Source organism: Roseibium sp. HPY-6, assembly GCF_040530035.1.
In the GTDB taxonomy this organism is placed as follows: Bacteria; Pseudomonadota; Alphaproteobacteria; order Rhizobiales; family Stappiaceae; genus Roseibium.
Genome location: NZ_JBEWCD010000002.1, coordinates 1,010,866 through 1,030,418 on the forward strand (window position 1 = coordinate 1,010,866; position 19,553 = coordinate 1,030,418).

Here is a 19,553-nt window from a genome sequence, read left to right on the forward strand (position 1 = left end):
CGAATTGAAGTCAAAAACGCCGAACCGAGCCCCTATGTAACAAAAGCCGCGTTCACGGCGAGAACGAGGTTCGCCAAAGCGGCAACTCCGATCACGGTGAACGTGAGCAGCATGCCCGAGATCCGGAAGCTCATCGGTTCGGGTACACAGCTGACCCCATAGGCATGCACGGCGCGTCCAACGACAAGAAACAGGCCAAGGCCGTAAAGCAGCCAGTGCGCCCCGCCCAAAAGTTCAAGCGTCAGCAGAAGGACAAGAGCGAGCGGTGTGTATTCGGCAAAGTTGCTGTGCACGCGCATGCGCCGGAGCAGCAGATCGTTGCCCTTGTCGCCAATGCTGATGCGCTCCGTGTTGCGCGCACGAATTACGCGCATGCTGAGGCCGAGATACAAAAATGCCAGGAGACTTGCAACGAGTGGCGTAATGACGATGTTCACGAGTGCCTCCAAAGCTCAAGGGCCGATTTCAAGGTGTGGCCGACCCAAGTAGTCTTCACATGAAAAGTACGCCGAACGGTAATACACAGTTCAGCGTAATAGAGTTTAAATGTCCGAAAATTTTTCGAAGACGGGAAAGTTCTACTTTTTCATGTACTCGTCGTGATACTCGGATATCACTTTGCGCGCGAAAGCGCCGATCTTCGCATATTCCGCTTCCGTCAGGTTGGCGAGGGACACACGCGCGGACGCATCAACCACTTCAAATCCTTTGCCAGGAAGCAGGACGACGCTTGTTTCTTCCGCAAGGCGGAACAGAAAATCGTAGCCCTTCTTTTGCGTGACGAACCAGTTCGCAAAGGCATCGCCATAAAGGCGTCCGCTCAGGTGCTGAAGATTGATCAAGGTGTAGTAATTGACGTCCTCCGGTTCGCGATGTGGCTTGACGCCCATATTGAGTTCCAGAGTGTTGAAGCGTTTGCGAATGAGGCTCTTTGCAGCATCCTTGTAGCGGTCGTCGCGATCCAGCAATCCGGCAAGGGCGAACAGCATCATCTGGATCTGCTGCGGGGTCGAAGCCCCGGCCGTATGATTGAGCGCGACGGCGCGGCTGTCGGCAACAAGACGATCAATGAACCTGATGTCCCGAGGAGTTGTGGTGAGCGACGAATAACGCCTGTCCAGATTGGCTTTCTTGTCTTCCGAAAGTGCCGCGAGCGCTTCATCGAAAACGTTGTCCTCATGGAGCGCGATTACGCCAAGCCGCCACCCTGTTGCTCCGAAGTATTTCGAGAAAGAGTAGACGCACAACGTGTTGCGCGGGCATTTTGCAAACAGCGATACGAAATCGTCCGCGAAGGTTCCATAGACGTCGTCTGTTACGACAAAGAGGTCCGGCCGCTTTTCGTTGATCACCGCCGCGACCCGCTCCAGGTCATCTGGGGAAAGTTTAACCGATGGCGGATTGCTCGGATTGACGATGCAGAAGACCTTGATATCGGGATCTTCGAGTTTCGCCAGCTCAGCGTCGCTGAATTGCCAGTCAGCCCCTTCTTCCATGCGGATATCGACGATTGGCATGTCGTATTCCGGCAAGGGCGGGATCTCCAGATAGGGTGAAAAGATAGGTGTGCCGAGTGCGACCTTGTCTCCCGGCTTGACCAGTCCGTTGAACTTCAGGGTCTGGAAGATATAGGTCATTGCCGCCGTCCCGCCTTCGGTCGCGAAAACGGAAAAGGGGCCGTGCTGGGGTTCGTTGCCGAACATTTCCTTGCCAAGATAGGCCCCGACAATTTTCTCCGCATTCGTCAGCATGCGCGGCGGAACCGGGTAGTTGCAGCCAAGGAACCCTTCGACCATCTCATGAAGGAGCTCATGCCGGTGAATTCCGAGCTGGTCTTTGGCAAAGGAGAGGGCCGCACGCAGAAACGTCGTGCCCTCCCGGTCTTCATGGCGATGAAGAAAGTCCTCAAAGCGCAGCAACAGCCCCTCCTTGTCGGGAAGACCGCCAAAGCCGCTGTCGAGATAGGAATAGGACCGTTCGGCCTCTTCGACCGAAAAATCGCCGAGCCGCAGAAAACCGCGCCGTGGATGCGTCGCCAGAAAGTTCGGATTGCCGCGTCCGGCATTCAGCATGATGCGCTGTGCGGCGGACGATGCAATTTCGATAAGCTTGTCCTTGAGTTCAAACGGGCTGAGATCCTGGAATTCGGAATAGTCTTGCTTGCTCATCTGAAGTCTCCCGTGACGCTATTGAGCGGGATTGGTTGAAACGAGGCCGACAATGAGAGGTCCCCAAAGGGTCAGCAGAACATTTGCAACCGCATAGGTTACAGTGAACGTGACCACAGGCGTTGCGTTCTGGGCCTTGCCAAGCAGAGCAGCGAAGGCCGGATTGGCACTGCGTCCACCCGCAACGCAGGCCAGCGCTTCGATCGGGTTCTGGATCCGCAGCACATAGTAGGAAAAGAAGAAGCCGATGAACTGCGGTATCAGGGTGACCCCGATGCCGAACAGGAAAATGCTCATGCCCTGTTGCTGAAGGGTGCTGAGCACCTGCGGTCCGGCGCTGATCCCGACAACACCGACAAAAACGGCCAGTCCGAAGTCTCGCAGGAAGTTGACAGCGCCGGTCGGCAGGGCCGCATAGCGCGGATGCGTGCTGCGCAGCCAGCCAAAAAGGAGCCCTGACAGCAGACAGCCGCCACCGCTGCCGACGGAGACCGGAACGCCGCCGATCCTGAATTCGATCAGGCCGGTCAGAAGACCGAGTGTCATGCCCATACCGAAGAAGATGAAGTCGGTCACCGCGGCGGAACTGATCGGATAGCCGAGCGACTTCTGGACCTTGTTGAGATCCCTCGGGCTTCCCGTCAGCTGCAGCTCGTCGCCCTTGTGGATCTCAAGATCGGGCAGGAGCGGCAGCTCGCGTCCCATCCGGTTCACGCCCGTCACAAACACATCGCGCAGGGCATTCGACTTCGTGTGGTCGTGAATGCCCTTCAGCCTGTTGCCGGCATAATCCGGGTTCGTCAGGACGATGTGCCTGTTCTCCAGGACAAGCCTGTAGCCGTCCGGGGCCTCTGTTTCGACACCAAGCTGGGCGGCCTGACTGTCGAGCGCCGACACAAGCCCGGTGAGGGCAATCACGTCGCCCTCCTGGAAGGCCGCATCATCAAGATGAATTTCGCTGCCGGAGCGCAGGACGGCTTCGAGCGCCGCATCATCAATGGAATTATCGAGATCCTGCGCTGATTTGCCCAACCAGTTGCTGCCTGCATTCAGCTGGAAAAAGCGCGTGTCGATACGGCGGGCGGCATTGAACTGGCCAGGTTCCAATTCTGCCGCGCCACCGGACATTTTCTCCGCAAGTTTCAGAGCCTCCTTGCGGATATCCCAGCGCATGACGGTGGGAAAAAACCAGGTGACCATGATGATCGGCCCGATGGACCCGAAAATGTAACAGACCGCGTATCCGACCGCGATATTGGTCTCCATGACCTGTTTCAGGTCCGCCGAAATGCTCAGTTTCTGAATTGTCTCGCCTGCAGTGCCGATGATCGCGGACTGGGTAAGTCCGCCGGCGGCAAGACCAGCAGCCGTTCCCCGGTCAAGACCGAAGCCCCAGGCAAAAGCCAGGACGGTAAACAGCCCGAGCAGGCACATGACGGCCGCCGACAACAGCTGATTGAGCGACTTCAGCGAAAGCGCCCGGAAGAATTGAGGGCCGCCCTGATAACCGACCGCGTAGATAAAAAGTGCGAAAAAGATATCCTTCACGGCACTGTCGATCGTGACGCCCACCTGGCCGAGGATAACGCCCATGATGAGAGTTCCGGCGATGCCGCCGAGAACGAAATTCCCGATTTTCAGTTTTCCGGCGAAATATCCGAGTGCAACGGCGACAAACAGAAACACCAGCGAAGACTGCGTCGCCAGCCACTTGAGAATTTCCATGCGCGTCCTCCCGCGAATGGCGCAACCAGCGGATGCGCCCGCTTCGCAGGTGACTATTACCTCTTTTCAGCGTAACGGCAATTGATTTCAGTAAATCGTAAAAATTATCAATGATTTAGCATTCGACGATGTTGACGGCCAGGCCGCCTTGGGACGTTTCCTTATATTGCTCCATCATATCCATGCCTGTCTGGCGCATTGTCTCGATACAGCCATCCAGCGGCACGAAATGAGTGCCGTCGCCTCGCAAAGCGAGAGACGTCGCCGTGACCGCCTTCACTGCGCCAAGTGCGTTGCGTTCGATGCAAGGCACCTGCACCAGACCGGCGATCGGGTCGCAGGTCATTCCTAGGTGATGCTCAAGGGCGATCTCTGCAGCATTTTCGACCTGCTCGTTGGTGCCGCCAAGGGCGGCGCACAAACCGGCCGCAGCCATGGCCGAGGCAGAACCGACTTCGCCTTGGCAACCGACCTCGGCACCTGAGATGGAGGCATTTGACTTGATAATGCCACCGACCGCTGCGGCGGTCAGGAGGAAGACGCGAACCCCTGTCTGATCCGCTCCGGGGCAATGGTCCAGATAATACCGCGTCACGGCTGGTATGACGCCGGCAGCGCCGTTCGTCGGGGCGGTCACAACACGCCCACCGGCAGCATTTTCCTCGTTGACGGCCATCGCATAAACACCGAGCCAGTCGACCACGCTGTGTTCGAATGGCGGATTGCTGCGCCCTTCGCGAATAAGCTGCTGGTAAATGTCGGCGGCGCGGCGCTTGACCTTCAGGCCACCGGGAAGGATTCCGGCTTGGGTGATCCCCCTGTTGATGCAGGCATCCATGGCCGCCCAAAGCGTATCGATGCGGGCTTCGACATCGTCGCGTTCGCTGTCGCAGCACTCGTTTTGCAGCTTCATCTCGGCGATTGACAGGCCAGCTTCCCGGCCCATCTCAAGCATCTCCCGGGCGGTGGAAAACGGGAAGGGCACAGGCTGCGCCGCCAGTTCGTTGGCTGGTGCATTTGTTGTCTTTCGCAGTTCGTCTTCGCTGACGACGAACCCTCCACCGATCGAAAAGTAAATGAACGTGTCGATCAGGGTTTCGGATGCGTCGAGAAGATTGAATGTCATCCCGTTTGCATGCAGCGGAAGCGGTGGGCCGTAGTCAAATATGACGTCCTTGTCCGGATCAAAGCCGATCTCAGGCAATCCCGGAATGGAGAGTTTTCGAGCCTGCTGCAATGTCTCCAGCATTGGTTCGATTTGGTCGGGATCGAGCGTGTCGGGTTTCGCCCCCAGAAGTCCGAGGCAGACGGCCTTGTCGGTCGCGTGGCCCTTGCCGGTAAAGGCAAGCGAGCCATGCAGGGTAACGCTAAGCCGCGCGGCGCGCGCCTGCGCGCCTGCGAGACCACGGACCCTTTCAAGGTAGCGGTGGACGGCCACCATCGGACCAACGGTGTGGGAGCTCGAAGGACCGATGCCGATCTTGAAGATGTCGAAGACGCTGATGAACATGGACTTTGCACCAAAATTGCCGCGTTTCTGAGCGGGAAAACCGTGAGGCAAAAGGTACCAGAAGTGTTTTGGCAATCCGGCGCTGAAGCGGGCAATTCTGTGCTGATTGCGACATCGGATTTGACAACCTTGCGCACAAGGCTTCTTTCAGTGCCAAATCGAACAGACAGACTATGTTGTTTGAACGAGGGGCCTTTGATAGCGTGCGGCTCCTTCTTCAAATGCATCTCCGGAACGGGCCTGCAATGACCTCACAAAACATGTCTGATTTGAATGATGATCTGAGGCACAAGAAAGACGCCTTTCTCATCCCGGAAGGCGTCATATATCTTGATGGCAACTCTCTGGGGGTCTTGCCAAGACACGTTCCGGAAAGGGTGTCGGAAGTGGTTCGGGAAGAGTGGGGAAGCAGTCTGATCCGAGCCTGGAATACCCATAGCTGGATCGATCTGCCGCTTCGCACAGGCGATCGCATCGGCAGGCTTGTCGGAGCACCGGAGGGAACCGTCGTTGCCTGTGACAGCACGTCGGTCAACGTCTTCAAAGTTCTCTCAGCGGCACTTTCCCTTCGCCCGGACCGCAAGGTGATCCTGTCCGACAACGGAAATTTCCCGACAGACCTTTATGTCGCATCAGGACTGAAGGAACTGCTCTCCAGGGGACACGAGCTGAAAATTGTAGATCCGGAGGACGTTGAAGCGGCCCTTGGAGACGACGTTGCGATCATGATGCTGACACAGGTCGATTACCGGACCGGCCGTCTCCATGACATGACAGAGCTGACCCGCAGAGCCCATGAGGCCGGTGCACTCGCGGTCTGGGACCTGGCGCATTCGGCAGGGGCCATCGAAGTCGATCTTCTTGGGGCCAAGGCGGATTTCGCAATCGGATGCGGTTACAAATATCTGAACGGCGGCCCGGGGGCTCCAGCGTTCCTCTATGTGGCTCCGGAGCATCTTGACCACGTCACATCGCCCCTGACCGGGTGGATGGGGCACGAAGCGCCCTTTGCATTTGATCTGGACTACAGACCCGTCACCGGGATCATGCGCATGACGGTTGGAACGCCAGCCATTCTGGCGCTCTCCAGTCTCTACTCAGCGCTGGATGTTTTTGATGACGTTGATATGGCCGATCTCCGCACCAAGTCGATTTCATTGAGCGAGCTTTTCATTTCGCAGGTTGAAGCGAAATGTCCCGAGTTGGCGCTCGCGAGTCCGCGAGATCCGCAGCAGCGCGGCAGCCAGGTCTCGTTCCGCTTCCAAGAAGGTTATGCGGCAATGCAGGCCCTGATCGCACGCGGTGTGATAGGTGATTTCCGGGCGCCGGATGTGATGCGCTTCGGCTTTACGCCACTCTATCTTTCGCATCAGGATGTGGTTGATGCGGTGGATATTCTGTCGGAGATCCTGAAGACGCGCAGTTGGGACAGCCCGGAATTCAAAACGCGGGCAAAGGTCACATAGCAGCGATCTTGCTCTGTGTTTCCAGCATGGACAGGAAGCGTTCTTCCGGGACGGGCTTTGAGTAGAGATACCCCTGGTAGCGGTTGCACCCGTTCTTTGAAAGCCAGGAGCGTTGCTCGACAGTTTCAACACCCTCGGCAACGACGCCTGCGCCAAGTGCTGTCGCGAGTGACAGGATCAGTTTGACGATTTCGCCGCCGGACTCAACGTCTTCCATGAACATCCGGTCGATCTTGATGCCGTCGATCGGATAGTTGTGCAGATACGCAAGATTCGAATAGCCGGTGCCGAAATCGTCAATGACGATCTGGTACCCGCAGTTTTTCAAGGTCGCCAGAGTCTCGCGAGCGTTCGGGATGTCACCGAGAATGACGGACTCTGTAATTTCCAAGGAGATCCTGCCGGGCGTACATCCCGTTTCTAACGGCAATGACTGCATCAGGGTGAGAAACGAGGAGTCGGAGAGCTGCCGCGGTGACACGTTAAGGGTCAACGGAACGCTGTTCTGCAGATTGTGCATGCGCCGTTGCAACTTGGCGACCTGTTCGGCAACCCAGTTTCCGATGTCATTGATCAGACCGGTATCTTCCGCGATCTGGATAAATTCGTCCGGTCCAATGAGACCCCGTTCGGGATGCTGCCAGCGCAGCAGCGCTTCACCTGACACAACCCGGTCAGTGCGTGTGCATGCGATCGGCTGGTAATAGAGAACGAACTGGTCTTCCTTCAATGCGCGCTCGAGATCTTTCTTGATGGCGCGGTGCTCATCCCGAAGGCGGCGCATCCTGTCCCGGAACTGGATGCACTTGTTGTTGGGATCCGACTTGGCCTGGTAAAGCGCAAGATCGGCATGCCGCATGAGTTCGTCGACCGTCTCGCCATCGTCGGAAAAGTGCGCATATCCGAGGCTCAAGCCGATCTGGCGCTGTTTGCCCTCGATCATGCGTGGCTTTGAAAAGGAATTGAGGAGCGCACGTCCAAACCAGCCGGGCTCTTCTTCGCCGGGTTTCTCAAGATGACAGATGAGAAACTCGTCACCACCGAGCCGCGCGACAACGTCTTCCGGTCCCGCAAGGGTCTTGAGTTCTTCGGCAACCAGTTGAAGCAGGGCATCACCGGCCGCGTGACCGAGGGAATCGTTCACCAGCTTGAAATCGTCCAGATCCAGGAGGTAAAGCGTGGCGGTCCGGTCATTGCGCTTGGCGACATCGAGAATCTGTGTGAGCCGTTCCTGGAGGTAGGTTCTGTTGGAAAGGCCTGTGAGCGTATCGTGGCTCGCGAGGTACTGCGCACGTTCCTTGGTCTCGTGAAGTTCGGTAACGTCGATTTCGCTGACGAGATAGGCATCTTGTCCGGAAACCGCATCGTGGCATGCGCGAATGGTCAGTTCGTGCCATTTCGCTCCGGCATTCGTCTTCATTTGCGCGACGAATTTGAGCGATCGTTCGCGATCAACCACATCGAATACGCTCTGAACATCCTCCGGATGCACAAACTGCTCATGGAACTGTGTCTCGAGCGAGACACACGACGCGCGCGAGGCGGTATTCCTGTAGAGCGGCTCGCCTTGTCTTGAAAACAGCGAAATCATCACCGTTGTGTGCAGAAGGGCTTCGGCGCTTCGCAGTGTTTCGGGTTGCTGTTCGTGATGTTCGCGACCTTCACAAAGCAGACCCATCCGACCATCCCTCAGCCGGACGCCGCTCATGGCGATCTGCAATACCTTTGGTTTGCCCTTCGGATAGAGTGTCCAGATTTCGGAGAAGCTTGTATCGCTTTTCTTGAAGTCCTGCTGGTACTGCCTGAGACGTTGCTCGACCGCCGGTGACATATCGGCCGCAAGGTCGCGCGATTGCAATTCCTCAAGAGATTCCGCTTCGGTAATTTCAAGCGTCTTTTTGTTAGCCCACAAATATCTTTTGTGGTCAAAATCGAAGATCCATACTGCCGTATCGAGTCTGTCGTACAACTGGAGGACAAGGTCCATATCAACTTTGCCGTCGGCAATGGTGACCGGAAACAGGGGCGTCACGTCATGTCTATCCGGGGACGGTTCGGGTTGGCTTGCCAGTTTTTCCTCCAAACTCCGTTTAAAGGCTTTGCGGGCCGTCGGCTCACCTGCCTGTAGTTCTATCGCATGCGTGCTCGCAGTATTAATTGCGATGCACAAAACAGAAGATCGACTGTAATCGAGAAACCCTGAAATGGACCTAATAATATTCCTTCAAATTGAATTCGTTGAGGAAAAGTCTGAAGTTTATTGGCAGAATTACGTATAAATCGATGCGAGATGACCTGCATAGTGCCACAATTGGCAGGAAAAGCGGTTTTTAGGCGTCGGCGGATTTTCCGGGCACGCTGTCGAAATCATGGGTCAGGCGAAAACCGGCATTTGTCCGGCACGCTTACAGGACACCCCCAGCAAACTTGGCAGGTTTCAGAATTACACGTTTCGCGGACGGGCAAATTCTGGAATATCTTGCCCTTTCTACTGTGTAAGCGGGTGATTATCGGTTGATTGCTGAGCCAATGAAGTTAGAAGGTCATCTTGTTGCGACGGGCAGGCGTCAAACGTTTGTCAAAAGAGCCGGAAAGGCGAGGCGCAGCCAAGATGAAAGAAGAAAGACCGCTTTTGGGGGGCGGCGAGGAGCTTGAATGCTAGAGCTTGATCAGCTCGTTATGGATTTTGGCGGTTTCAAAGCAGTCAATGGCTGCACCTTTCGCGTCGAAGCAAACAGTATCACAGGACTGATAGGGCCTAACGGCGCCGGGAAAACAACGCTCTTCAATCTGATCGCCGGAGCGCTTCATCCAACAAGTGGTGCCATCCGTTTCCAAGGCGAGGACGTGACGGGCCTTGCCAGTCATCAGCTTTTTCTCAAGGGACTGGTGCGCACGTTCCAAATCCCCCATGAATTCCACAAGCTCACAGCGCTTGAGAACCTGATGATGGTGCCCCCATCACAGCCGGGGGAAAGCCTGTTCGCCAACTGGGTGGCGTGGGGCCGCGTGAAGACGTCGGAACACGACGTTGAACGCAAAGCTTACGAAACGCTTGAGTTTCTGGAACTGAGCCACGTCGCGCACGAGCGCGCAGGCAATCTGTCCGGAGGCCAGAAAAAACTTCTGGAACTGGGGCGCACAATGATGACCGACGCAAAGCTGGTTCTTCTTGATGAACCGGCAGCGGGCGTCAACCGGACCTTGCTGCGCAAACTGGAAACCAAGATCGATATCCTCAACAAGGAACGCGGCTATACCTTCATTCTGATCGAACACGACATGGAGATGATCGAGAAGCTGTGTGATCCGGTCGTCTGCATGGCAGAGGGCAGGGTGCTGATCGAAGGTGATTTCCAGACGGTGCGCTCCGATCCGCAGGTGCTTGAAGCCTACCTTGGCGAAACCACGGGAGACGCTGCATGACTGCGCTTCTTTCCATGGAAAGCCTGACCGGAGGGTATGGCGAGGCGGACATTCTTCAAACGGTTTCGCTGAGCGTCGCACAGGACGAAATCGTCGTGATTGTCGGCCCGAACGGTGCTGGCAAATCCACCGCCATGAAATCCGTCTTCGGCCTGCTGACAATACGCGGCGGTAAAATTCTCTTCGACGGTGACGATATCACCGGGTGGGCGCCGAACCGGATCGTACAGCGCGGGATTTGTTATGTGCCGCAGGTCGACAACATATTTCGCGAAATGTCGATACATGAAAACCTTGAGATGGGCGGCTTTCTGAAGTCCGGAGACCTGTCGGCGTCATATGACCGGGTCTACGAACTGTTCCCGGATCTCAAAGCGCGCCGCAAGACGCTGGCCGGCAGTCTGTCCGGTGGTCAGCGTCAGATGGTTGCCATGGGCCGGGCGCTGATGCTGGACCCGAAACTCCTTCTTCTGGACGAACCGACCGCAGGCCTTTCACCGAAATACATGGAGCAGATTTTCCAGATCTGCCGCGATGTGCGCGACACCGGCGTCGCCATCCTTCTGGTTGAGCAGCATGCCAAGCAGGCACTTGCCTTTGCCGATCGCGGATATGTCCTCGCCGCAGGCAAAAATCGTCATGAAGGGACCGGTGCGGATCTTCTTGCCGACCGTGAAGTCGCCGAAATGTTTCTGGGTGGGTGATCGGTATGGACCTGTTCGAACTTCTCAATTTCTACATTGTGCCCGGCGTTGTGCTCGGGTCGATCTACGCTCTGGGTGCTGTTGGCATCACGCTGATCTTCGCGATCCTGCGCTATGCCCATCTGGCACATGGCGATATGGCAACGCTCGGCGCCTTCATCGCTCTTGCTGTCGTCACAAGCCTTGGGGTCTCTCCTTATGTTGCGCTTCCGATCGCCATCCTAGGAACCGCAGCCGTTGCGGTCGGGATCGACAAGGTCTTTTACGAGCACCTCCGCGAGCGGCCCAAGATCGTGACCGTCATGGCATCGCTCGGGATCGCGCTCATGATCAGGGCGGTCGTCCAGGTCGTTTGGGGCGTCGATACGCAGACCTATTCCCGCGGTATCGTGCGCCCGGAAGACTATTTCGGCATCCGTATTCGCGACCGGGAGATATACACGATCCTAGCAATGGTCGCACTGGTCGGCGTCCTGCATGTGTTCCTGACCCGTTCCAAGTGGGGTAAGGCGATGCGGGCTATGTCGGACAATCCGAACCTTGCTCTGCTCTCCGGCATCGACAACAAGAAAGTCGTCATGCTGACCTGGGTAATCGCTGGTGGTCTATGCGCTGCTTCCGGCTTTTTCCTGGGCATCAATACGGAACTGAAATCCATGATGGGCTGGCACATGCTGCTTCCCATGTTCGCGGCCGCCATTCTTGGCGGTGTCGGCCGGGTTGAGGGGGCGGTGCTTGGCGGCCTGATCGTCGGTATCGCCGAAGAACTCTCGGTTCTGGTTATCCCAAGCGAATACAAGGCGGCCATGGCTTTTGCCATATTGTTGTTCATGCTGCTTGTGCGCCCGACCGGGCTGCTCAAGGGCAAGGTTCTTTAAGAGGAGGGAGCAAGATGGAGTTTCTGGGTCTTGTAAACTATGCCCTCTTCATGGGGATCTTTATCTGCATCTACGCTCTGCTGGCGCTGGGCCTGAACATCCAGTGGGGCTTTGCGGGTCTCTTCAATGCGGGTATCGCCGGTTTCTTTGCGGTCGGTGCCTATACGTCCGCGATCATTTCCACGCCGCCGGCAGATGGCCGGATAGGAGGCTTCGATCTTCACTTCATTTTCGGGTGGGTCGCGGCGATGCTCGCGGCAGCTCTGGTGGCCTGGCCGATTGGCAAGATCTGTCTGCGGTTCCGGTCCGACTACCTGGCGATTGCCTCGATCGGTATCGCCGAGATTATCCGTCTGGTCATCAAGTCCGAGCCGGTACTGACGAACGGAGCGCGCGGCATTTCCAGCATTCCGCGTCCGGCCGGGGACCTGGCATATATGGAATCGCAAATCGCTTATCTGATCATCGTTCTGGCCGTTCTGATCACCGCCTATGTTCTCGTTGAACGCCAGTTCAATGCGCCCTGGGGGCGAATGATGCGGGCAATCCGCGACAATGAGGACGCGGCAAAGGCCATGGGCAAGGACGTGGAGTTCCGCCGTCTGGAAGCCTTTATCTTCGGCGCGGCGCTGATGGGTTTGGGCGGCGCCCTGTTTGCCCATTTCAACCGATCCATCACGCCGGAGGCCATTGATCCAATGGTCGCAACATTCCTGATCTGGATCATGCTTATCCTTGGCGGCTCCGGGAACAATCGGGGCGCGATCCTGGGTGCTGCGGTGGTTTGGATCATTTGGTCCGTATCAGAGATTGCAACTGACCGCCTTCCGCATGAATATGCGGTCCAGGCAAAATACATCCGCTTGTTCCTGATCGGCCTGATGCTGCAGCTGGTTCTGCGCTTTCGGCCGGAAGGACTGCTTCCCGAGCCATTGAGGGGAGACCAGCGGGCAACGAAATCCGGGGCGGACCCGCACTAGGCCCGCTCCCTTGGGGATCGCATTTGTTTTCAGATGCGGGAACCGAAATTCCTAAAGACCCGGCAAAGACCGGATAATTGAGGAGGTACTCTTATGAAAACCAGGTTTATTGCACTTGCTGCAGGCATGCTGGCCGCAACAGCTCTGGCGTCCGCACCCGCGCAGGCCGACGTGAAAATCGGTCTGATCGGCGGCGTTTCCGGCCCGATCGCTGCGATGGCACCAGCCATGATCGACGCCGCACAGCTGGCGGTTCAGCAGGTCAACGAGCAGGGCGGTATCGGTGACGGCGAGAACCTCGTCGGCGTCGTCGGCGACAGTGCCTGCAATCCGCAAGGCGGCACGGACGCTGCAACCAAGGCGGTCAACATCGAAGGTGTCGTCGGCATCGTCGGCCCGCATTGTTCGGGCGCAGTTCTCGCGGCTGCCGGTTCCGTCACCATCCCGGCTGGCATCGCGCTGATCACGCCGTCAGGTACGTCCCCCGAAATCTCCGGTCTGGAAGACAAGGGCACTGTGTTCCGCACCGTTCCGTCCGACGATTACCAGGGCCGTGCGCTTGCACGTACCATGAAAGAGATGGGCTACGGCAAAGTTGCGGTTGCTTACCTCAACAATGACTACGGCACTGGCCTCGCCAATGCGTTCAAAGCCGAGTATGCCGATGAACTCGGCGGCGAAATCACGCAATTTGCTGCGCATGAAGAAGGCAAGGCCTCTTACCGCTCCAACCTGGCGGAACTCGCCAAGGGTGGCGCTGATACGCTGGTCATCTTCGACTATGGCGACGGCACCGGTCTCACCATTTTGCGCCAGGCACTTGAAAACGGCTTCTTCGACAAGTTCGTCGGCGGTGACGGCATGAAGTCCGATGCTGTGATCAACGAACTGGGTGCAGAAAACCTGGCCACGTTTGTGTCTTCGTCTCCGGTTGGTGAGCAGTCCGAGTCGCTGAACATGTTCAACGAAGCTTTCAAGGGCGTCGGTGGAGATCCCGATGCGATCTTTGCCAACACCTCTTACGACGCGGCTTTCGTGCTGGCGCTCGCCATTGAAAAGGCCGGCGGCAACAAGGCCGACGTCGCGGCGGCTGTCGTCGACGTCTCCAACGGTGAAGGCGAAGCCATCCGTCCGGGCGAGTGGAAGAAGGCGAAAGAGCTGATCGCAGCCGGCACCGCCATCGACTACAAAGGCGCAGCCGGCGACCACAACTTCGACGAAAAAGGCGACGTTCCGGGCACTTACGCTCTCTTTGAAGTCGGCTCCAACGGCTTCGAAGTCATCACCGAAATGAAGTAAGTTTCTTCCTTTCAGGAGGAAATCAATCAGACCGGCGGCCCGAAAGGGCGGCCGGTTTTTTGTTCGACTTGGGGCATAAGCCCGTATTCCTTGTCATCCCGGTTCGGTGGCACCGAGACCGGGATCCAGTAAACGAATGTGTGAAAGTTCGGAGAATAGAGTTGTGGTTACTGGATCCCGGACCTGCGCTTCGCTACGTCCGGGATGACAACAAAGGTTGGCTGCAGACATGCTGGTACGGATCTCGCATCCGTCTTCGCTAAGCAAAGGGCGACCAGCCACCAATGAGGTCTCTCAGAACGAGGGACTTTCGGCGACATCTGTTTTCCTTCGTCATCCCGGACCCAGCGTAGCGGAGATCCGGGATCGGTGCTCCCCCATGGGCTCAATCGTCCTGCGACGCTTGTGGCCCCGGGGTTCCGGCTCGCGCTGCGCCTGGCCGGAAAACAGTTTCACACTCAGCGGATCTGCCGACATAACTCGTTCCTGCCGAGCCTCAATAAAGAGCAGAAATGGCCCTTACTCACACGATCCAAAGTCGGTATAAGCGCGCCCATGCGTGATTTGGATGTTCTTGTGCTCGGTGGTGGTGCCGCCGGTCTGATGTGTGCGATTGAGGCGGCAAAGCGCGGGCGCCAGGTGCTGGTCATCGACCATGCCAAGCGGCCTGCGGACAAGATCCGCATCTCGGGCGGCGGCCGCTGCAATTTCACCAATCTGCATTGTTCCCCGGAGAACTTTCTATCGCAAAACCCGCGTTTCTGCGTTTCAGCCCTGAAGCGCTACACCCAGCAGGATTTTCTGAAGCTGGTGGAAAAACACCGTATTCCCTGGCACGAAAAAACGCTCGGCCAGCTCTTTTGTGACGAGAGCGCCAAGGACATCATCCGGATGCTGCTCACCGAACTTGAAGCGGCCGGTGGCGCATTGCAGCTGGAAACCGGGATCAAGGCGGTCTCCAAGCCCGATGACCGGTTCTCGGTGTCAACGTCGAAGGGACCCTTAAGAGCGCAGACGCTTGTGGTTGCGACGGGCGGACCGTCGATCCCGAAAATGGGCGCGACAGGCTTTGCCTATGACCTTGCCAAGCAATTCGGTCTGAAGATCGTCCCGCCACGGGCTGCCCTGGTGCCGCTGACGTTTTCGGATGCCAATAAGGAACTCTGCAGCTCTCTGTCAGGTGTTGCAGTGGACGCCAGGGTCTCATTCCAGAAAACGACGTTTCAGGAAGGCCTGCTCTTCACCCATCGCGGCTTGTCGGGACCTTCAATCCTGCAAATTTCCTCCTACTGGCAGGAGGGCAAACCGATTTCGGTAAATCTGGTTCCCGGCGCGGACGTTTTTGAAACCTTGCGCACAGCACGACAGGATGCACCGAAACAGGATTTGAAAACAGCGCTCGGTCAGCTTTTGCCGAACAGGCTCGCAGATGCTCTCGCCCAGGCGTTCCGGTTGAAGGGACGGCTTGCTGATCAGTCGGACAAGGCATTGCGCCGGGCCGCCGAGCAGCTGAACCGTTGGCAACTGACCCCGGTCGGGACTGAAGGCTACCGGACGGCGGAAGTGACCCTCGGCGGCGTCGACACCAAGGAACTCTCTTCGAAAACCATGGAAACAGCCGGAGTGCCCGGTCTTTATTTCATAGGCGAGGCCGTGGACGTGACCGGCCACCTCGGAGGCTTCAATTTCCAATGGGCCTGGTCGTCCGGTCACGCCGCGGGTCAATTCGTGTAAAAAGTCACTTGGGTGTGCATTTTAATGCGCTGCAGCATTTTTTGATGACCGTTCCTCATTCGCTTGTATACTGTCTTCATTCGAGAGGTGTGCATGAAGCGCGTGACAATCCATGATGTGGCGGCAACGGCTGGCGTCAGTCTGGCGACGGTTGACCGGGTGCTTAATGGCCGTCCGGGTGTGCGCAAGGCAACGATCGAAAAAGTCAGGCTTGCCGCTGACAATCTGAATTACAAACCCGATGTCTTTGCAGCCGGTCTCGCCAAGAAGCGGCTTTACCGGTTTCACTTTTTGATCCCGAACGGTCCGAACGCCTTCATGGAGGACCTCTCCCAGGAAGCCGCCTCGCATGCCGAAACGATGAGCGGTGACCGGATGACCATTCATGTGGAGCCGATCGATGCCTTTGATGGGCATCGTGTAGCCGGCACCCTGGCGGTGCTGGACAGATCAGTTTGCGATGGGGTCGCGGTCGTGGCGCCGGCCTTTCCGGAAGTCAGGGCTAGCATCGACCGCCTTCAGGACCGCGGCGTCCCGGTCGTGACACTTGTCTCGGATCACCCGTCTTCCGCGCGTCAGCACTTTGTCGGGATCGACAATCAAGCCGCCGGACGCACTGCCGGTCGATTGCTTGGCCGTTTCCTGCCAGAAAAAGAAGGTCAGATCGGCCTGATCGCAGGGTCGCTTGGTTTGCGGGATCACGCCGAGCGATATGAAGGCTGCAGGCAGGTTATCGAAACCGAATTTCCGCATCTGGAGCTGCTCAAGGTGCGTGAGGGCAGAGATGACAATGCCAGGAATGCGGATCTGGTGACAAAGCTGCTCAAGGACGTTCCGGACCTGGCAGGTCTTTACAATATTGGTGCGGGGAACCGCGGAACAATCGCCGCATTGTCGGCCTCCGCGCGGGCAGAAAAAATTGTATTCGTCGGGCATGAACTGACGCCTTACACGAGCGATGCGCTTAGAAACAATGTAATGGACGCCGTCATTGCACAGGATCCCGGTCACGAAATCCGAAGCGCCATCAGGGTTCTGAAGGCCCTTTGCGATGGCGCGCCGATCAACGACGGTCAGGAGCGCATTGGCATTGATGTTTTTCTCAAGGACAATTTGCCCGGTTAGTCTTGAATCGGTCTAAAAAACGTAAAGTGCACTCATACACTCAATTTTTTGCATTGACCTTTGAGGCCTCGCGCCGCATATCTACGTCATGCGCTTGACACAACAGACCAATTACGCCGTGCGCGCTCTCATGTATTGCGCCGTGAACCCCGACAAACCAAGCAAGGTTGCAGATATCGCGGCCAGCTTTGACATGTCGGAAACCCATCTCTTCAAGATCATGAAGGTCCTGGTCGATGCCAATCTGATCAAGACCATTCGCGGCCGCAATGGAGGGGTCATGCTGGGCCGTCCTGCGGAGCAGATCACGGTGGGTGAGGTTGTCCGGGCAGCGGAAGAAAGCTTCCTGCTTGCAGAGTGTTTCGATTCAGGGCGAAAAGACTGTCCGCTGATCGTATCGTGTGGCTTCAACGGATTGTTGCATGAAGCTCTGGAAGCCTTCATGGAAGTGCTCGACGCGAAATCGATTGCCGATCTCTCCGAAGACCGGTTTGGCATGCGCGATCTGTTGAAAATTGATGTCGCAAGCACGCCGATTGCCGCGAACGCATAATCATCCAGGATGGTAAGTTGCAAAAAGCGCCACCGGCAGGTTGGCGCTTTTTTCATTTGAACGAGACAGCGGCTCACATTTGAACCAAAAGAAAAGGCCGGGCTGGCTAGCCGCTGAGGGAGAGGAGAGGGCGGTTGGCTGGCCTGGCATTTTTTGTCTTCGGTTGCCCGCAGACCCTGTTCTTTGCAAAACCGGAGGACGCGATTTCCAGTTCCGTTTCGATCAGGCATTGCCTTGATAGGAAAACTTGAGTATGAGTGTCAAGTATAAAGTTGAGTAAGAAACTCACCTTTTAATTGTTCTCATCTGGACGCTCTCGCGAAGCCTTTCGCGAAGCTGACAAACACGGGCCAAGGACCGATCGCGCCAATGACACCAACCGCCAACAGCCAGAAGCGCCGCCTTTCCATAAGCGTGCCAGGCAGCTCTCGACACGCCTTGGCCGCGAATGCAGTGAAGCCGAAATCCGAGTTCGATTCGCGCGAATTGTTCAGCGGGCTGCGTCAGATCCAGATCCAGCACAACGAGGACACGTATCGCCTGTCGATCACAAAGCAGGGCAAGTTGATTCTGACGAAGTGAGCGTCTTGTTGCGGCTACTGTCATCCCGGTTTGTGCCGGGATGACAGGCAAGCCTTAAAGATCGACCGGCAGGACGTCAGACATTCATGCCGCGAAGATCGCGACCGGTTTGCCGACACCGCGCAGCGCGTGCTCGCCCATTTCGTTGAGGCCGGTCTGCAGCTCGCCCGTGAGGGCATCCCGAACGGGTTCGGTCAGTAGCAGTTCGCGGCCAAGAGGCTTGCATAAGGACTCAACACGGCTGGTTTCGTTGACCGCCCGTCCGATTACGGTGAAATCGAGCCGTTCTTCTCCACCGACATTGCCGAAGAAAACTTCGCCCCTGTGTAGCCCTATGCCGATCTTGAGCGGATGCCAGAGCTCGGCTGGCGGGAGATCATCGGGCGCATTTTCATTAAGATCCTCGATAGCTGCAAGCGCTGCTCTGGCAGCGTTCACGGCCGCAGAAGCTGCTGCGCCCTCGCCTAGAACCTTCTGGTCGAAAACAGCCAGAATGCCATCTCCCATGAATTTCAGAATATCACCGCCATGGTTGAGGATCGCGACGGATACCCGGTCAAAATAAGCATTGAGTATCGCAGTGACCTCAGGCCCGCTTAGCCGGTCCGCAAGCTGGGTAAAGCCGCGCATGTCCGACATGAAGACCACCGCTTCGATGGCCTCGCCGTCACCGCGACGGATTTCACCGTCAAGAACACGCCGTCCTGCGATCGGGCCGAGATATGTGTCGGCGACGTTGCGTGCAATGCGGGTCACAATGTGCCGTTCCACATGGAGCGCTAGAAGGTCGATCAGCCGTTTGATCTGATCCTTGTCCTTGGTCTCAAACCCACCCGGGCGCGTCGTTGCGAAAGTCATCGCATTGAACGTTTCGCCCGAAGCGCTGAGAGGCATGGCCGCATAGGCGGTAAATCCCTGCTCAGCCAGCTCCTTCATGAGTGGCGCAGAGGTGCGCCCCTCCTCCGTTTCAAGGTCAACCTTGATCGTCTGTCCTTCGATAATGACTTTGTAGAGCGGATTACGGGTGAAGGCGGTCTGCGTAATTGCGCCCGCATCTGCTGCGATTTCATCGCAGATCTGATCGAGGCGGCTCCAGAACCAGGAAAATCCGATCATCCTGGGATGAAGCGTTCCGATATGCAGCGTGCAGCGATCGATGCCGAGATCCGCGGCGGTGCAGCGCCACATGAATTCCTCGAACATCAGCATCACGTTGTCGATCCGTGTTGCCTGGTGCAACAGCCAGTCATGTACATCGCCGAGCGTTTGTTGCTCAGGTGCACAGGAGGCACCGCGCTGGGAACGGTTGAGAAGATAGACATGCGGGGCATAGCTGCGCGGCGCGGGGTCGAGCACGTTTCGGGTCATTCGGTTTCCTCGTAATCCCGGTTCACTGCTAATCT

At 57.0% G+C, this 19,553-nt stretch carries 17 protein-coding genes; 10 read left to right on the forward strand and 7 right to left on the reverse strand.

The features are described from left to right. Positions 1 to 32: 32 nt before the first annotated feature. The 4 genes from ABVF61_RS16070 to ABVF61_RS16085 all read right to left on the reverse strand — a co-directional run bounded on the left by ABVF61_RS16070 (position 33) and on the right by ABVF61_RS16085 (position 5,403). Positions 33 to 437, reverse strand: a complete 405-nt coding sequence (locus ABVF61_RS16070; RefSeq protein ID WP_353994546.1) for an MAPEG family protein — start codon at positions 435 to 437, stop codon at positions 33 to 35. A gap of 141 nt (positions 438 to 578) precedes the next feature. Beyond that, positions 579 to 2,168, reverse strand: a complete 1,590-nt coding sequence (locus ABVF61_RS16075) for a bifunctional aspartate transaminase/aspartate 4-decarboxylase (protein ID WP_353994547.1) — start codon at positions 2,166 to 2,168, stop codon at positions 579 to 581. Between the two features lie 18 nt (positions 2,169 to 2,186). Then, positions 2,187 to 3,893, reverse strand: a complete 1,707-nt coding sequence (aspT, locus tag ABVF61_RS16080; protein WP_353994548.1) for an aspartate-alanine antiporter — start codon at positions 3,891 to 3,893, stop codon at positions 2,187 to 2,189. A 115-nt stretch (positions 3,894 to 4,008) separates the two neighbouring features. Then, positions 4,009 to 5,403, reverse strand: coding sequence for an L-serine ammonia-lyase (locus ABVF61_RS16085; RefSeq protein ID WP_353994549.1), 1,395 nt, complete (start codon positions 5,401 to 5,403; stop codon positions 4,009 to 4,011). A 260-nt stretch (positions 5,404 to 5,663) separates the two neighbouring features. Between ABVF61_RS16085 and kynU the strand changes: the two genes are divergently transcribed. After that, entirely contained in the window at positions 5,664 to 6,869 is a 1,206-nt protein-coding gene (kynU, locus tag ABVF61_RS16090) for a kynureninase (protein ID WP_353994550.1), read from the forward strand. On the opposite strand, the gene ABVF61_RS16095 is transcribed toward kynU, so the two are convergent. Beyond that, a complete protein-coding gene (locus ABVF61_RS16095; protein ID WP_353994551.1) occupies positions 6,862 to 8,901 on the reverse strand; it encodes a putative bifunctional diguanylate cyclase/phosphodiesterase in 2,040 nt (679 codons plus the stop codon). The two genes, kynU and ABVF61_RS16095, sit on opposite strands and share 8 nt — an antisense overlap. Positions 8,902 to 9,524: 623 nt before the next feature. Here ABVF61_RS16095 and ABVF61_RS16100 point away from each other — a divergent pair. From ABVF61_RS16100 to ABVF61_RS16120, 5 genes are all read left to right on the forward strand, one after another. Next, complete coding sequence (locus ABVF61_RS16100; protein WP_353994552.1) at positions 9,525 to 10,295, forward strand: ABC transporter ATP-binding protein; 771 nt, start codon at positions 9,525 to 9,527, stop codon at positions 10,293 to 10,295. Further along, complete coding sequence (locus ABVF61_RS16105; protein WP_353994553.1) at positions 10,292 to 10,999, forward strand: ABC transporter ATP-binding protein; 708 nt, start codon at positions 10,292 to 10,294, stop codon at positions 10,997 to 10,999. The genes ABVF61_RS16100 and ABVF61_RS16105 overlap by 4 nt, the downstream gene beginning before the upstream one ends. A 5-nt stretch (positions 11,000 to 11,004) precedes the next feature. Then, the gene (locus tag ABVF61_RS16110; protein WP_353994554.1) at positions 11,005 to 11,877 is read left to right on the forward strand and encodes a branched-chain amino acid ABC transporter permease; all 873 of its coding nucleotides are present in this window, start codon (positions 11,005 to 11,007) and stop codon (positions 11,875 to 11,877) included. Between the two features lie 14 nt (positions 11,878 to 11,891). Continuing rightward, the gene (locus ABVF61_RS16115; RefSeq protein ID WP_353994555.1) at positions 11,892 to 12,857 is read left to right on the forward strand and encodes a branched-chain amino acid ABC transporter permease; all 966 of its coding nucleotides are present in this window, start codon (positions 11,892 to 11,894) and stop codon (positions 12,855 to 12,857) included. Between the two features lie 93 nt (positions 12,858 to 12,950). Beyond that, positions 12,951 to 14,156 (forward strand): ABC transporter substrate-binding protein, encoded by a 1,206-nt coding sequence (locus ABVF61_RS16120; RefSeq protein ID WP_353994556.1) that lies wholly within the window; start codon positions 12,951 to 12,953, stop codon positions 14,154 to 14,156. A 333-nt stretch (positions 14,157 to 14,489) separates the two neighbouring features. Here ABVF61_RS16120 and ABVF61_RS16125 read toward each other — a convergent pair whose 3' ends face one another. Then, on the reverse strand, positions 14,490 to 14,633 hold the full coding sequence (locus ABVF61_RS16125; RefSeq protein ID WP_353994557.1) for a hypothetical protein: 144 nt from the start codon (positions 14,631 to 14,633) through the stop codon (positions 14,490 to 14,492). Between the two features lie 78 nt (positions 14,634 to 14,711). On the opposite strand from ABVF61_RS16125, the gene ABVF61_RS16130 reads away from it, so the two are divergent. The 4 genes from ABVF61_RS16130 to ABVF61_RS16145 all read left to right on the forward strand — a co-directional run bounded on the left by ABVF61_RS16130 (position 14,712) and on the right by ABVF61_RS16145 (position 18,150). Then, entirely contained in the window at positions 14,712 to 15,890 is a 1,179-nt protein-coding gene (locus tag ABVF61_RS16130) for a BaiN/RdsA family NAD(P)/FAD-dependent oxidoreductase (RefSeq protein WP_353994558.1), read from the forward strand. Positions 15,891 to 15,983: 93 nt separating this feature from the next. Next, positions 15,984 to 17,015: a LacI family DNA-binding transcriptional regulator gene (locus ABVF61_RS16135; RefSeq protein WP_353994559.1), complete on the forward strand. Its 1,032-nt coding sequence runs from the start codon at positions 15,984 to 15,986 to the stop codon at positions 17,013 to 17,015. A gap of 88 nt (positions 17,016 to 17,103) precedes the next feature. Then, entirely contained in the window at positions 17,104 to 17,568 is a 465-nt protein-coding gene (locus ABVF61_RS16140) for an Rrf2 family transcriptional regulator (protein WP_353994560.1), read from the forward strand. A 369-nt stretch (positions 17,569 to 17,937) separates the two neighbouring features. Next, positions 17,938 to 18,150, forward strand: a complete 213-nt coding sequence (locus ABVF61_RS16145; protein ID WP_353994561.1) for a hemin uptake protein HemP — start codon at positions 17,938 to 17,940, stop codon at positions 18,148 to 18,150. Positions 18,151 to 18,234: 84 nt separating this feature from the next. Here the strand turns inward: ABVF61_RS16145 and ABVF61_RS16150 are convergent, their stop codons facing one another. Continuing rightward, positions 18,235 to 19,518: an adenylate/guanylate cyclase domain-containing protein gene (locus ABVF61_RS16150; RefSeq protein WP_353994562.1), complete on the reverse strand. Its 1,284-nt coding sequence runs from the start codon at positions 19,516 to 19,518 to the stop codon at positions 18,235 to 18,237. Positions 19,519 to 19,553: the final 35 nt, after the last annotated feature.